11 protein-coding genes are annotated in these 13,814 nt (G+C 64.9%); 1 reads left to right on the top strand and 10 read right to left on the bottom strand.

The window, feature by feature from the left end; translation table 11 throughout:
- Nucleotides 1-2 precede the first annotated feature (2 nt).
- The 3 genes from pilW to ndk form a co-directional block, all read right to left on the bottom strand.
- Nucleotides 3-824: a type IV pilus biogenesis/stability protein PilW gene (pilW, locus tag LMJ30_RS11830; protein WP_229432545.1), complete on the bottom strand. Its 822-nt coding sequence runs from the start codon at nt 822-824 to the stop codon at nt 3-5.
- Entirely contained in the window at nt 821-1,990 is a 1,170-nt protein-coding gene (gene rlmN / locus LMJ30_RS11825; RefSeq protein ID WP_229432544.1) for a dual-specificity RNA methyltransferase RlmN, read from the bottom strand. Before rlmN ends, pilW begins: the two co-directional genes overlap by 4 nt.
- Nucleotides 1,991-2,070: 80 nt before the next feature.
- The gene (gene ndk, locus LMJ30_RS11820) at nt 2,071-2,484 is read right to left on the bottom strand and encodes a nucleoside-diphosphate kinase (RefSeq protein WP_229432543.1); all 414 of its coding nucleotides are present in this window, start codon (nt 2,482-2,484) and stop codon (nt 2,071-2,073) included.
- Nucleotides 2,485-2,708: 224 nt separating this feature from the next.
- On the opposite strand from ndk, the gene LMJ30_RS11815 reads away from it, so the two are divergent.
- Nucleotides 2,709-3,392, top strand: coding sequence for a Bax inhibitor-1/YccA family protein (locus LMJ30_RS11815; RefSeq protein WP_371873001.1), 684 nt, complete (start codon nt 2,709-2,711; stop codon nt 3,390-3,392).
- Nucleotides 3,393-3,669: 277 nt separating this feature from the next.
- Here the strand turns inward: LMJ30_RS11815 and LMJ30_RS11810 are convergent, their stop codons facing one another.
- The 7 genes from LMJ30_RS11810 to LMJ30_RS11780 all read right to left on the bottom strand — a co-directional run bounded on the left by LMJ30_RS11810 (nt 3,670) and on the right by LMJ30_RS11780 (nt 13,813).
- The gene (locus tag LMJ30_RS11810; RefSeq protein WP_229432542.1) at nt 3,670-6,063 is read right to left on the bottom strand and encodes a hybrid sensor histidine kinase/response regulator; all 2,394 of its coding nucleotides are present in this window, start codon (nt 6,061-6,063) and stop codon (nt 3,670-3,672) included.
- A gap of 81 nt (nt 6,064-6,144) precedes the next feature.
- Nucleotides 6,145-7,485: a 23S rRNA (uracil(1939)-C(5))-methyltransferase RlmD gene (gene rlmD / locus LMJ30_RS11805; RefSeq protein ID WP_229432541.1), complete on the bottom strand. Its 1,341-nt coding sequence runs from the start codon at nt 7,483-7,485 to the stop codon at nt 6,145-6,147.
- A 191-nt stretch (nt 7,486-7,676) separates the two neighbouring features.
- Complete coding sequence (gene rpoS, locus LMJ30_RS11800; protein ID WP_371873016.1) at nt 7,677-8,615, bottom strand: RNA polymerase sigma factor RpoS; 939 nt, start codon at nt 8,613-8,615, stop codon at nt 7,677-7,679.
- A gap of 86 nt (nt 8,616-8,701) precedes the next feature.
- The gene (locus LMJ30_RS11795) at nt 8,702-9,640 is read right to left on the bottom strand and encodes a peptidoglycan DD-metalloendopeptidase family protein (protein ID WP_229432539.1); all 939 of its coding nucleotides are present in this window, start codon (nt 9,638-9,640) and stop codon (nt 8,702-8,704) included.
- A gap of 36 nt (nt 9,641-9,676) precedes the next feature.
- Nucleotides 9,677-10,564, bottom strand: a complete 888-nt coding sequence (locus LMJ30_RS11790; RefSeq protein ID WP_229432538.1) for a protein-L-isoaspartate(D-aspartate) O-methyltransferase — start codon at nt 10,562-10,564, stop codon at nt 9,677-9,679.
- Nucleotides 10,561-11,298: a 5'/3'-nucleotidase SurE gene (surE, locus tag LMJ30_RS11785; RefSeq protein ID WP_229432537.1), complete on the bottom strand. Its 738-nt coding sequence runs from the start codon at nt 11,296-11,298 to the stop codon at nt 10,561-10,563. The genes LMJ30_RS11790 and surE overlap by 4 nt, the downstream gene beginning before the upstream one ends.
- A gap of 70 nt (nt 11,299-11,368) precedes the next feature.
- The gene (locus LMJ30_RS11780) at nt 11,369-13,813 is read right to left on the bottom strand and encodes a tetratricopeptide repeat protein (protein ID WP_229432536.1); all 2,445 of its coding nucleotides are present in this window, start codon (nt 13,811-13,813) and stop codon (nt 11,369-11,371) included.
- Nucleotide 13,814: the final 1 nt, after the last annotated feature.

Raw genomic sequence — 13,814 nt, 5'->3', positions numbered from 1 at the left:
TCTCACTCATTAAATGCACCGCGCTGGTATTCTGCATATTCTGGCGACGCGGGGAACCGGCGCCGCAACTGCGCCACCATGCTCGCCTCGGACGACTTGTCGCCGAGCTTGCGGTCGATGCGGATCGCAAGCCACAGCGTTTCAGCCGGGAGGGTGTCTATTTTCGCAGCTTCTCGCAGGCGGTTTAGAAAAAATCCGGCACGCTGGATGTCGTGCCGCTCGAAATAGACTTGCGCCAGGTTGCCATTGGTGGCCGGCAGGTCGGCGTCGTAACGCAGCGCTTCGAGCAAATAGCGCTCCGCCGCGTCGAGCTTGCCGGCGCGCAGGCTGCACGAGCCGGCGTTCAGCAAGGCGTTGACCGGCGACTGGTAGGCCGGGTTCTTCAGCGCCGATTCAAACAGCGCGATGCCCTGCTCCGCCTTGCCGTTCTGGCACAGGAAGGAGCCGTAATTGTTGGCCAGCTCCGGGTTGCGCGGCGCCAGTTGCAGCGCGCGCTGGAAGCTCTGGCCGGCCAGCGCGGTTTCGCCCATCGCCGAATAGATCAGGGCGCGCACGCCGTGGGCGTCGGCTGAATCGGGGTCGGCCGCGATGGCCTTCTTGATTTCGTCCAGCGCCACTTCGTACTTGCGGTCCTGGTAGTAACCGATCGCCAGCTGCAGGCGGATATTGGCGCGCTTTTCTTCCAAGGTCTGGTCGGATGCGGTCTTCAGGTCGCCGCTGCTGGTGATGGCCGGGTTGCCGCTGCCGCCAGCGCAGGCGGACAAGGCCGCGGCCGCACACAGCGCCAGCGGAGCCAGCCATTGCCGCGCCGCAGCCGGCTTCAAGAAGGAATCTCCACGATACGCCCGAAGTTGGGCCCGAACTTCTGCTGGTATTCGGCCATTTTTTCCATCCGTTGCTGTACGCGGGTACGGTCCTGCACTTCGCCGGCCAGCTGGCCGCAGGCGGCGTCGATGTCGTCGCCGCGGGTCTTGCGGATCGTGGTCACGATGCCGGCATTCATCAGCACCTCCGAAAACGCCTTGATGCGCGGGTTCTTCGAGCGCAGCAGGCCCGATTCCGGGAACGGGTTGAACGGAATCAGGTTGAACTTGCACGACACACCGACCACCGGGTCGTTGACCAGCGCCACCAGTTCGCGCGCGTGCTCGTCAGTGTCATTGACGCCGTCGAGCATGCAGTATTCGAAGGTGACGAAGTCGCGCGGGGCGAATTCGAGGTAACGCTTGCACGCGGCCATCAGCTCGCGCAGCGGGTACTTTTTGTTCAGGGGCACCAGGCCGTCGCGCAGCGCATCGTTGGACGCGTGCAGCGACACCGCCAGCGCCACCGGCACTTCTTGCGACAGCTTGTCCATCATCGGCACCACGCCCGAGGTCGACAGGGTCACGCGGCGGCGCGACAGGCCGTAGGCGTTGTCGTCGAGCATCAGCTTGAGCGCGGTCGCGGTCGGCTCAAAGTTGAGCAGCGGCTCGCCCATGCCCATCATCACCACATTGGTGATCTGGCGCTCGCCCTTCGGGCCGGGCTCGATGCCCTTGGTCTTGCGCAGCTCGAACTCGGCCATCCACAGCTGGCCGATGATCTCGCCCACGGTCAGGTTGCGGTTGAAGCCCTGTTTGCCGGTCGAGCAGAAGCGGCAGTTGACGGCGCAGCCGGCCTGGGTCGAGATGCACAGGGTGCCGCGGTTTTCTTCCGGGATGAACACGGTTTCCACGGCATTGCCATTGCCCACGTCCACCAGCCACTTGCGGGTGCCATCGGTCGAGGTATGGTCGCTGATGATGCCAGGGGCGCGGATTTCGGCGCGCGTCTTGAGCTTGTCGCGCAGCGATTTGGCCAGGTCGGTCATGCTGTCGAAGTCGCTGGCGCCGAACTGGTGGATCCAGCGCTGCAATTGCTTGGCGCGGAACGGCTTCTCACCCAATTCGCCGCAATAAGCGACGAGTTGCGCGGGATCGAAGTCCAGCAGGTTGGTGAGTGTCGTCATTTTCATTTATTCCAAAAAACCGTTCCCGCGCGCGGGTGGTGCTGCGACAGGGAACGGCGAGGCAAAGCCCTTGTTACGAATTACTTCAGTTCTGGGAAGAAGTAGGCGATTTCTACTTTTGCAGCTTCAACAGCGTCCGAGCCGTGCACGGCGTTAGCGTCGATCGAATCGGCGAAATCGGCGCGGATGGTGCCCTTTTCAGCTTTCTTTGGATCGGTTGCGCCCATCAGGTCGCGGTGTGCCAGGACAGCGTTTTCGCCTTCCAGGGCCTGGATCATGACAGGGCCGGACACCATGAAGTCAACCAGGTCCTTGAAGAAGCCGCGCTCCTTGTGGGCTGCGTAGAAGCCTTCAGCCTGCTCGCGCGACAGCTGGGTCATGCGGGCGGCGACGATCTTCAGGCCAGCGTTTTCAAAACGGGTGTAGATCTGGCCGATGACGTTCTTGGCGACTGCGTCTGGTTTGATGATCGAGAGGGTGCGTTCGATTGCCATGTAAAACTCCAATAAAAAGAAAGGTTTAATAATGCGTTGTAAGACTTCAATCAACCTTTGATTTTACCATATTCCACCCCACTTGATGGATATTGCACGGCCGGGCCCAGCAGTGATAGAGTGGCGCCGGAAAAGCGCGCTGCACAAAGGCGATTGTCCGCCGATTCGCACAGCCGTGCTATGCTGTTCACATATTTTTACCTTATCCAACGACCGGAGGCCTTATGACCCCAATGATGCATAACAGTTACGACATGTCGGCAAGCGGCCAGGCGGTTCGCAACCGCGTGCTGCGCAACACCTATTGGCTGCTGGCGCTGTCGATGATCCCAACCATGCTGGGCGCCTTCGTCGGCGTCTCGCTGCAGGTACCGATTTTCAGCGGCTTCATGGGCTTCATGATCTTTATGGCCATCGCTTTTGGTTTCTTCTGGGCTATTGAAAAGAACAAGAACTCGGGCGTCGGCGTTGCACTCTTGCTCGGCTTCACCTTCTTCATGGGCCTGATGATGACCCCGTTGCTGACCCGCACCCTGGGTTACTCCAACGGCGGCCAGCTGATCATGACCGCGTTTGGCGGCACCGCCACCATCCTGGCAGTGATGGCGACTATCGCCTCGACCAGCAAGCGTGACTTCTCGATGATGGGCAAGTGGCTGACTGCCGGCGTGATCGTCGTGCTGCTGGCTGCGGTTGCCAACATCTTCCTGGGCATGCCTGCGCTGTCGATCGCGATTTCGGTGATGGTCATCGGCATCTTCTCCGCCTTCATCCTGTACGACGTGCAGCGCATCGTCAACGGCGGCGAAACCAACTACGTCACCGCAACCCTGGCGCTGTACCTGAACGTGTACAACATCTTCACCTCCCTGCTGCACCTGCTGGGCCTGGGCGGCAACAACGACTGATCGTTGCAAAAGCAATAAAAAACCGGCTTAGGCCGGTTTTTTTTGGCTATATCACCGTTCAGTGTGGAAGCGCTACACCCTCGTCGTTCCCGCGCACGCGGGAACCCATACTGAAGACGATCAGTAATAAAGCGATTCGACCTCCAGCGAATACATGGTATGGGTTCCCGCTTTCGCGGGAAGTCGGGTCCGCCAGTGACGGGCACGACGTGCTCAATTCCATACCTAACGGTGACATAGCCTTTTTTTGGCTGCGGCACCGCCGGGGCGCCTGGGACTACGGCCGCGCGGCGGCCTCGTCGACCAGCGCCAGCACCTCTTCCATCCTCACCGGCTTGACCAGGTGGCGGTCGAAGCCCGCCGCCAGCGCGCGCGCCTTGTCGTCAGGCTGGCCGTAGCCAGTGACCGCCACCAGCATCGCCCCTGCCGTCTCGGGCATCGCGCGCAGCTTGCGCGCCAGCGCGTAGCCGTCGATATCGGGCAGGCCGATGTCGAGGAACAGCAGCGCGGGACGGCAGCGCTGCGCCTCGTCAATTGCTTCAGACGCGTCATAGGAGACGGCAACCCGGTGGCCGACTGCTTCGAGCAGCATCGACAGGGTCTGCGCCGCATCCCGGTTGTCGTCGACCACCATCAGCTGCAAGCCGTCGCCCGCAGGCACGGCCTGGCCCTGGCGCGCCGATGCCGCCGGATCGGCCGCGGAGGCATCCACCAGCGGCAGGCGCACGGTGAAGCGGCTGCCCTTGCCGGGCCCGCCGCTTTCGGCCCACACCGCGCCGCCGTGCAGCTCCACCAGGCTCTTCACCAGCGCCAGCCCCAGCCCCAGGCCGCCCTGCGAGCGGTCGGGCGAGCGCTCGGCCTGGGTGAACAGGTCGAAGATGTAGGGCAACAGCGGCGCCGCGATGCCAATGCCGTTGTCCTCGACACGGATCTCGGCCTGCCCTTCCACCGCCCGCAGGCGCAAGGTGATGCGGCCATTGGCCGGGGTGTACTTGGCCGCGTTGTTGAGCAGGTTCGAAAACACCTGGATCAGGCGGGTACGGTCGCCCCGGATACCCAGGCTTTCCCCCGGTGCATCGATAGTGAAGTGATGGTGCTTGTCCTCCAGCAGCGAGTGCACCTGTTCGACCGCGTCGGCCACCAGGCTGCCCACGACCAGCGGTTCTTCCTGCAAGGTGACCAGCCCGCGCGTCACGCGCGAGACGTCCAGCAGGTCGTCGACCAGCTTGGTCATGTGCGCCACCTGGCGCCCGATGATGTTGCTGGTCTGGCGCACCCGGTGCTCGTCGAGCGCGGTCAGCTTGAGCAGTTCGGCGGCCGTGCTGATCGGCGCCAGCGGATTGCGCAGCTCGTGGGCCAGCATGGCCAGGAATTCGTCCTTGCGCCGGTTGGCCGCGCGCAGCTCGCTCTGCGCCGTTTCGATGGCGGTGACGTCGGTGTCGGTGCCGAACCATTGCACGATGGTGCCCGTGCTGTCGTGCAAGGGCGCGGCGCGGATGAAGTAGGTGCGGTACTCGCCCTGGGCCGAGCGGATGCGCGCCTTGACCTCGTAGGGCTCGCCGCTGGCGTGGCCGCGGGCCCGTTCGGCCACCAGCAGCGCCCGGTCGTCCGGGTGGATGAAGTCGAGCCAGCGGCCCTCTTCCAGCTGCTCGGGCGTCGAGCCGGTGTAGTCGAACCAGCGGTCGTTGTACCAGTGCAACTGGCCGCCGGCATCGGCCATCCAGGCCATGTGCGGGATGGTGTTGGCGAGGTCGCGCAGGCGTTGCTCGTTCTCGCGCAGCGCGCGGTTGGCCAGCACGGCGTCGGTCACGTCGCTGCCCTCGACAAAGATGCCCGACACCTGGCCCAGGTGGTCGCGGGTGGGCTGGTACACAAAATTGAGGTAGCGCTGCTCGACGGCGCCGTCGGACGAGCGCTTGAGCATGATCGGTATTTCACGGCCGATGAACGGTTCGCCGCTCGCGTACACCCGGTCGAGCAGGTCGAAGAACACCTGCCCTTCGACGTCGGGCAGTACCTCGCGCGCCGGCTTGCCGATGATGTCGCCGCGCTCGCCGATCAGCTCAAGGTAGGCTTCATTGGCGATCTCGAAGACATGGTTGGCGTCGCGCAGGACGGCGATGATGCCGGGCGCCTGGTAGAACAACTGGCGCAAGCGGTCGAGTTCGTGGAGGCGGTGGGTTTCGGCCAGCACCTGCTCGGTGGTTTCGGTACAGGCGCAGTACACGCCGGACACGTTGCCGGCCTCGTCGCGCATCGGCGCGTACGAGAAGGTGAACCAGGTCTGCTCCAGGAAGCCCTTGCGCAGCATCGCCAGCGGCAGGTTCTTGTGGTAGGTCGATTGCCCCGCCATCGCCAGTTCGATGATCGGATAGATGTCGTCCCAGATCTCGGACCAGATGTCGTGGAAGGGCCGTCCCATCGCGTCCGGGTGCTTGCCGCCGAGCACTTCGACGTAAGCGTCGTTGTACAGGAAGCTCAGCTGCGGCCCCCAGGCGACAAACATCGGGAACGAGGTGTTGAGCATCAGGCCGACCACCGCGGAGAGCGATTGCGGCCAGTGCGCGGGCGGACCGAGGGCCGAGCGCGACCAGTCGAGCGAGCGCATCAATGCACCAGTCTGGCCGCCCCCGGTCAGGAAAGCTGGCATCGGTGCAATATCTTCGCGCATCAGACAGAACCTTTTCTACTCTTCAAGTTGTTTGAGTATAAAGGATAGCTGCGCGGCGTGCCGCGCGCATGTTCAGCGACATCAGGCCAGGTCGAACACCGCCATCGATTCCACGTGCGACGTGTGCGGGAACATGTTGACCACGCCGGCCTTGCTCAGCACATAACCGGCCTCGTGCACCAGCACGCCGGCATCGCGCGCCAGCGTCGACGGGCTGCACGAGACGTAGACTATGCGCTTGGGCATCATTTCCGGGTGGCTGGCGCGCAGGCCGGCAAGCGCGGCCGACAAAGCGGCGGCGCCGTCGCGCGGCGGGTCGATCAGCATGCGGTCAAAACGGCCGAGGGCGACCAGGTCTGCCGTGGTCACGTCGAACAGGTTGCGCGTGAAGAAAGAGGTCTTTTCCGACAAGCCGTTGGCGCGGGCGTTGGCGAGCGCGCGCTCGGTCAGGGCCGTGCTGCCCTCGATGCCGACCACCTCGCGCGCCTGGGTCGCCAGCGGCAGGGTAAAGTTGCCGAGGCCGCAGAACAGGTCGGCCACGCGCTCGTCCGGCTGCACTTCCAGCAACAGCAAGGCCTTGTGCACCAGCACCCGGTTGATGTGGTGGTTGACCTGGGTGAAGTCGGTCGGCTTGAACGGCATCCGGACATTGAACTCAGGCAGGCTGTAGTACAGCTCCTTGCCGACCGGGTAAAACGGCGCGGCCGTGTCCGGCCCGCCCGGCTGCAGCCACCACTGGATATTCCATTTGTCGGCAAAAGCCTTCATCAGGGCTTCATCCTGCGCGCTCAGGGCCTCCATGTTACGCATCACCATGGCGGTGAGGTCTTCGCCGATCGCCACTTCGATCTGCGGCACCTTGTTGTAGATCGACATGGCCCCGATCAGCTCGCGCATCGGCACCAGCATGTCCGACACATGGGGCGGCAGCACATGGCACTCGGTGATGTCGGCAACAAACCCCGAGCCGCGCTCGTTGAATCCGACCAGCACCGTTTCGCGCTTGGCCACATAGCGCGCCGACAGGCGCGCGCGATAGCGGTAGCCCCAGGTCGGGCCGTACATCGGGCGCATGATGGTGCCGGCCTTGACCTTGCTGATGTGCCACAGGTTATCTTCCAGCACGCGCTGCTTGACGGCGACCTGGGCCGACGGCTCCAGGTGCTGCATCGAGCAGCCGCCGCAGACACCGAAGTGCGGGCAGCGCGGCTTGACCCGCATCGACGACTCGCGGTGCAGCACGGTCATGCGCCCGGCTTCCCAGTTTTTCTTTTTCTTGGTGGTCTCGAAGCTGACCCGCTCGCCCGGCAACGCGCCTTCGACAAAGATCACCTTGCCTGGCGAGCCGTCCTCATTGTCGAGGTGGCCGACGCCGCGCGCGTCCATGTCGAAGGATTTGATGTCGATGATCTTGTCTTGCATAGCGATGGGGAAGAAAAATGGGGTTGTTGTCGCAGCCAGGGGCGCCCACACCCCGAACGTCGTTCCCGCGAAGGCGGGAACCGGTCAGGCTGATGATTAACCCGGAAGCGATTGCATGACTGAGCTACCGATGCATGGATTCCCGTTTGCACGGGAATGACGCGCCTGCCGGGCGACTTAGCCGGTGCGCATCATAGCAAGGAATCGCGCACGACGCCACGGGCGGCCATGGCCCGCTTCAGCTTGACCAGCGCTTCCTGCTGGATCTGGCGCACCCGCTCGCGCGTCACGCCCATCTCCTCGGCCAGGGTTTCCAGGGTGGCCGGGTCGTCGTTGTCGAGCCCGAAACGGCGCATGATCACGATGCGCTGCTTGTCCGGCAGCCGGCTCAGCCAGTCGCGCACCAGCACCGTCATTTCATGGTGTTCGGCGCGCGAGTCGGGGCTGTCGTCGGCGTCGCCGGGCAGCATGTCCATCAGGCTGGACTGGGGATCGTTGTCGAGCGGGGCGTCGAGCGAGGTGGCGTGTTCGGACAGCGCCAGGATGTCCTGCACTTCCTCGACCGGGCGCCCGACCAGGTGGGCGATGTCCTCGGCGGTGGCGTCCTTGCCGTCGTGGTGCTGGGCTTCGAGGTGGTACTTGGCGCGCAGGATCTGGTTCAGTTCGCGCACCATGTGCACCGGCAGGCGCACCGTGCGGGCCTGGTTCATGATGGCGCGCTCGATGCTCTGGCGGATCCACCAGGTGGCGTAGGTGGAAAAGCGGAAGCCGCGCTCCGGCTCGAACTTGTCGATCGCGCGCATCAGGCCAATGTTGCCTTCCTCGATCATGTCGAGCAGCACCACGCCGCGGTTGATGTAGTGCTTGGCGATCGACACCACCAGCCGCAGGTTGTGCTCGATCATCGCCTGGCGCGCCTCGAAGTCGCCAGCCTTGGCCAGGGTGGCGAAATGGACTTCCTGGGGAGCGGTCAGCAGCGCCCGGGTGCCGATCTGGTTCAGGTAGTGCTGGGTGGTGTCGGTGGACAGCTCGGCGGCCAGCACCTTCTTGAGTTCGTCGACGGTTTCGATCACCACGCCCGCTTCGCCGGGGATGGCGGAGGGCTCGCCGCCCTCCTCGTCGTCGTCCATCGCCTCGTCCGGGAAATCATCCGGCGAGGGGTCGTCTTCAAGTTGGCGCGGCGAGTGGGACATTGGCTACTCTCCGTCAGGAGTGTTTAGCGGATCGGCAAGAACTTCGAGGGGTCGACCGGCTTACCTTGCTGGCGGATCTCGAAGTGCAGCTTCACCGAGTCGGCGTCGGAATCGCCCATTTCGGCGATGACCTGGCCCTTGTTCACGTTCTGGCCTTCCTTGACCACGATGCTGCGGTTGTGGGCGTAGGCGGACAGCAGGCTGTTGCTATGCTTAACAATGACGAGATTACCATATCCGCGGATGCCGCTGCCAGCATACATTACCTTTCCCGCGCCGGCAGCCATGACGTGCTGGCCCGCGCGGCCTGCGATGTCGATGCCCTTGTTCTTGCCTTCATCGAAAGTGGCGACGATGCGGCCGTCCGACGGCCACATCCACGACAGCTTTTCGTCGTCGGTGGCGGTGACGGTGGCGCCCGGCACGATGACAGGCGTGGCCGGCGCCGGTGCCGGCGCTGGAGCCGCGGCGATCGGCGCGGCCGGTTCGGGACGCTCCACAGGCTTCTGCTCGGCGCGGCCATTGCCGCCTTCGCTCTTTTGCGCGTCGGCCATGGCGGTCTCGGTGTACGGGCGCTTGTCGGCGCGCGGCGCGCTCTTGCGCGGCGCTGCCGGCTGGCGCGGTTCGGGCGTTGCGGCCGGCGCGGCCTGCGCCAGCTGCGCAGGCAGCGAGACGCGCAGCACCTGGCCGTACTTGATGTCGTTCGGGTCCTTCAGGTTGTTCCATACGACCAGGTCGCGGTAGTTCTGGCCGAAATCGAGCGCAATGCCCAGCAGGGTGTCGCCCTTCTGGACGGTGTAGTAGTTACGGTCTTCCTTGACTGGCTGGGGCGCGGGCGCTGCCGGGCGAACCTGGGCAGGCGGGGTGCGTTCGACTACCGGGGCCTTGCGGGTGGTGCTGGTACAGGCGGAAAGCAGCCCGATGGTGATGGACAGCAGTATATAGTGGGTTTTTTGTTTCATTCTCATATTCTGTAGGTCGACAATCATGGCATCAGGTCAGACGACGCCTGGGCGCAGCGGCACGAAGTGGCACGCTTCCAGCGTCTCGCTGGTCCATTCTGCCTTGCCAGTGCGGGTAATCAGTTGCAGGTGCTGGACCTGCGCGCCCACCGGGGCAACCAGGCGTCCGCCGATTGACAGTTGCTCAAGCAGCGCCTGAGGCACTGCAAGACCGGCAGCCGCGAGGATGATACCGTCGAACGGGGCAGCCTGCGGCAGGCCAAGCATACCATCTCCGTAGTGCAAGCGCAGGTTTGCTATGCGCAATGGCCGCAAATTGGACTTGGCGAGCTCATGCAGTGGCTTGATGCGCTCGATCGAGTACACATTGCGCGCCACGCAGGACAGTACCGCGGCCTGGTAGCCGCAGCCGGTGCCGATTTCCAGCACGTTGTTCAGTTGTCCACCATTGCGCATCACTTCGATCATGCGCGCAACGATGTACGGTTGGGAAATTGTCTGGTGGTGGCCGATCGGCAGCGAGGCGTCGATGTACGCCTGGGCCGACAGCGCCGGCTCGATAAAGCCGTGGCGCGGCACCGTGTTGAGCGCGCCCAGCACCAGCTGGTCCTGCACGCCCTGGCGCGCGACCCGCTGCACCATCTGGTTGCGGATGGCGTCGGAAATCATCATGTCGGCGCGCGGGGCGCTGGCGGGAACCGGCTGCAGGCGCTGGCCGAAACCCTGGGCCGCGGCGCCGGCCGACCGTGCAGGTGAAGGCGACGGCGAGAACGCCCCCTGCACGGCGGTGTGCGCAGCATTGCGGGTTGCCGTCTGCGGCGTCGCCACGCGGATCGGCTGGCTTGCCGGCAGGCTGCCCGGCTTGGCGTTGCCGCCCGTGACGGAAGACAGTGGCAAAGGGAAATTGCTGCGCTTATCGTTCATGCAAGTCCCTTGGCCAGCAAATCGAGCTGGAGCTTGTGGGTGAGGTCGATTTGCAAGGGCGTGATCGAGACCTGCCCCTGGGTGGTCGCGTGGAAGTCGGTGCCCTCGCCGGCGTCGCGGGTGGCGCCAGGCGGCCCGATCCAGAAGATCTCGCGCCCGCGCGGATCGTGCGCGCGGATCACTGGTTCGGCCTGGTGGCGGCGCCCGAGGCGGGTCGCCGCGATCGTGGTCAGCTGCTCATAGGGCAAATTCGGGATGTTGACGTTCAGTAGATAGGGCGACGGCAACTCGTCGAAGCGGCGCAGCACCAGGTCGCGCGCGACCCTGGCGGCCGAATCGATATGGGCCCAGCCGTATTCAACCTGCGAGAAGGCGATGGCCGGGATGCCGAACAGGAAGCCTTCCGTCGCGGCGGCGACGGTGCCGGAATACAGCGTGTCGTCGCCCATGTTCTGGCCGTTGTTGATGCCAGAGACAATCAGGTCGGGCCGGTAGTCGAGCATGCCGGTCAGCGCGATGTGCACGCAGTCGGTCGGCGTGCCGTTGACGAAATAGAATCCGTTGGCGGCCCGCGTCACCGACAGCGGACGGTCGAGGGACAGCGAGTTGGACGCGCCCGAGCGGTTGCTGTCGGGCGCCACCACCACAATATCGGCAACCGATGCGAGCGCATCGGCCAGTGCATTGATACCGGGGGCGAGATAGCCGTCGTCGTTACTGATTAGAATTCGCATCCCGCGATTTTACCTGAAGCAACGGTTCTGTCGTTCGTTCAGCTACAACATTTCCGTTGCCTCCCAACACTTACTCGGCAGCCACCGCCCTCCCCCCGGCAGCCTGGTTCAGGTGGGCGTCCAGCAAGGCCACTTCATCTTGCACGAACGACAGCAAGGCGTCCTTGTCGCCGTCGCGCGTGTAGACCTTGCGGATCATCGCCACCCCGCGCTTCCTGAGCGGATGGGCGACGCTGGGCCGCAGCACCGACTTGCGCAGGCTGTCGGCCAGCTCGCGCGCCTCGCCGTCGCTGCGGCTGTCGATCAGCTGCTGCAGCTGCTCCAGCTTTTCATCCAGCGACTGCATCAGGTGCTGACCGGCACTGTCGCGCTCCTGCGGTCCGGCCGGGGCGTAATGCAGCAGCCCATGCGACTCATGCGGACCGGACACCATGCCGCGCGGCGCCAGCTGGCGGTCGGCCGGATGGGCCACCGCTTCCTCCAGCCGGCGCGCGTCCAGGGTGTGCCCCTGCTCGCTGAGTGTTTTGGCCAGCATCTTTTTGCTGTACAAGGTCTGGGGACTGTCGGCCCCGTACATGCGCTCCTGGGTTTCGACCACGCGCTGCTGGAGCACGCAGGCCGCGTCGAGCTCGCCCTGCATGCCCAGGGTGGTGGCCAGGCTCAGCTGGATGCTGAGGGTTTCCGGGTGCTCGGAACCAAGGTTGCGCTCGCGGGTGCGGGCCAGTTCTTCCTGCAGCGCCCGCACCGCCGGGATATCGCCCAGCCCGGCCAGGATTTCGGCCAGCGTTTCGCGCGCCAGCACCGTGGCCGGATGGTCCGGCCCGGCATGGCGTTCCCGCGCGGCGACCACGCCCTGCTGGAGCTTTTTGGCGTTGGCCATATCGCCCAGGTCGGACAGCACGATGGCCAGTTGCTGGGCGCAGCGCAAGGTGTCCCCGTGCTCGTTGCCCAGCAGCCGCTGGCGGCCGTCGAGCACCAGTTCATACAGCATGCGCGCACGGCTGAACTCGCGCTGGCGCGCCAGGGTCTGCGCCTGCCCGGCATAGCTGTTGAGGGTCAGGATATGGTCGTTGCCGAAACGGTCTTCGCAGGTGCGCGTGATGCCCGCGTGCAGGTCGAGCGCCTGCGCGAACTCGCCCAGCTGGGCCAGGGTGGCGGCGAGGCCCGAGCGGGCGGCCAGCGTTTCCGGGTCGGCCTCGCCGAGCAGCCGGCTGCAGTCGCGCACCAGCAGCTCGTAGAGCTCGCGGGCGTCATCGAGCTTGCCGGAATCGCGCATCAGCGCGGCCAGCTTGGCGCAGCCCGAGCGCGTGTCCGGATGGTCGTTGCCCAGCATGCGCTGGCGGATCGACAGGCTTTCGTGGAAACAGGTACTGGCCTCCACTTCGCGGCCGTTGTCACGGTACAGGTCGCCCAGGCCCGCGAGGTCGCGCGCCAGCGGCAGCAAGGACGGGCCGGACAAGTTGTCGCCGGCTTGCGCACGCGCCGCCGAGATCGTGCGCAGCAGTTCGATTTCGCTGCGCGACTGCCACGGGAAACGGTCGTGCTCCATCCATCCGAGCAAGGTCTCGAAGGTGCGCTCCAGCGAGAAGCGGTCGGCGCCGTGGCCGCGGGTGTGCGACAGCGGCGCGCCGCCCGACATGGCGGCCGTTTGCTGCAGCTGGATCTCGTCCAGGTAGCTGTCGAGCGAGAGCTGCGACAGGCCGTACGACTGCGCCAGCAGCCGCTCGAGCACCGGCTGGTAGCCGGTGGTGCCGCGCACCGGATCGCCGCGGCGCCATTGCACGCGGCGCTCGCAGTCGGCACTGTCGACCAGCGCCGGCAGCGGATACACCATCAGCGGGCGCTGCGCTTCCTCGTGGCTGCAGCGGTACTCGATGGCGCGGTTGACCACGCCGGCCAATCCTTCGAGGCTGCGCTGGTTGGGGGTAAACAAGCCGACCAGCTTGCGCGGCAGCAGCGCGGTGCAGATGCTGACGGCGGCCGAGCGGCCGCTGCGCGCATCGATCAGCACATGGCGGAACTTGCTGGCCATGAAGTCGCCGAAGGTACGGAACAAGGCCGGGCAGGCGGCAAACAGGCTGTCCCAGTCCATCGCGTGGGCGCGTTCGCCATAGCTGTCGTCGAACCGCCCGGCGCGCATCAGGTACAGCGGCCGGCTTTCGTCGACCCGCTCGACATACAGTTCCCAGTCGATCGATTCAAGCACATGGCGGGCCAGCGCTTCATCGTCGGCGCCGCTGGTGCCGGCCAGCAGGCGCAGGTGGTCACGGCAGGCCTGGAAATATTCGAGCAAACCCAGCTTTTCTTCGCGCTGGTCGAAAAAATGGTGCAGTCCGGGCGATTCAGTATCCCAATCGATCATCAGCACGGGCACTGCGGCGTTCTGGCGCCCCGCCAGCAGTACGGCCATGTTCGACAGCGCAACGCTGCGCGCCGTTCCGCTCTCGAAGGAATAAAACGTGGTCACCTCGCCGGGAGCGGTTATCGGCGGAAGCGTAATTCGGTTGAGTTCCATT

The sequence above is a fragment of the Massilia agrisoli genome, assembly GCF_020831365.1.
GTDB classification, from domain to species: Bacteria; Pseudomonadota; Gammaproteobacteria; order Burkholderiales; family Burkholderiaceae_D; genus Telluria_A; species Telluria_A agrisoli.
This window is presented reverse-complemented; position numbering and strand designations above follow the sequence as displayed.

Bases quoted from the DNA above. Each gene is read 5' to 3' on its own strand.
- rlmN (WP_229432544.1), bottom strand. From the start codon at position 1,990: ATGACGACACTCACCAACCTGCTGGACTTCGATCCCGCGCAACTCGTC.
- surE (WP_229432537.1), bottom strand. From the start codon at position 11,298: ATGCGAATTCTAATCAGTAACGACGACGGCTATCTCGCCCCCGGTATC.
- LMJ30_RS11780 (WP_229432536.1), bottom strand. From the start codon at position 13,813: ATGGAACTCAACCGAATTACGCTTCCGCCGATAACCGCTCCCGGCGAG.
- LMJ30_RS11790 (WP_229432538.1), bottom strand. From the start codon at position 10,564: ATGAACGATAAGCGCAGCAATTTCCCTTTGCCACTGTCTTCCGTCACG.
- ndk (WP_229432543.1), bottom strand. From the start codon at position 2,484: ATGGCAATCGAACGCACCCTCTCGATCATCAAACCAGACGCAGTCGCC.
- rlmD (WP_229432541.1), bottom strand. From the start codon at position 7,485: ATGCAAGACAAGATCATCGACATCAAATCCTTCGACATGGACGCGCGC.
- LMJ30_RS11815 (WP_371873001.1), top strand. From the start codon at position 2,709: ATGACCCCAATGATGCATAACAGTTACGACATGTCGGCAAGCGGCCAG.
- LMJ30_RS11795 (WP_229432539.1), bottom strand. From the start codon at position 9,640: ATGAAACAAAAAACCCACTATATACTGCTGTCCATCACCATCGGGCTG.
- rpoS (WP_371873016.1), bottom strand. From the start codon at position 8,615: ATGGACGACGACGAGGAGGGCGGCGAGCCCTCCGCCATCCCCGGCGAA.
- LMJ30_RS11810 (WP_229432542.1), bottom strand. From the start codon at position 6,063: ATGCGCGAAGATATTGCACCGATGCCAGCTTTCCTGACCGGGGGCGGC.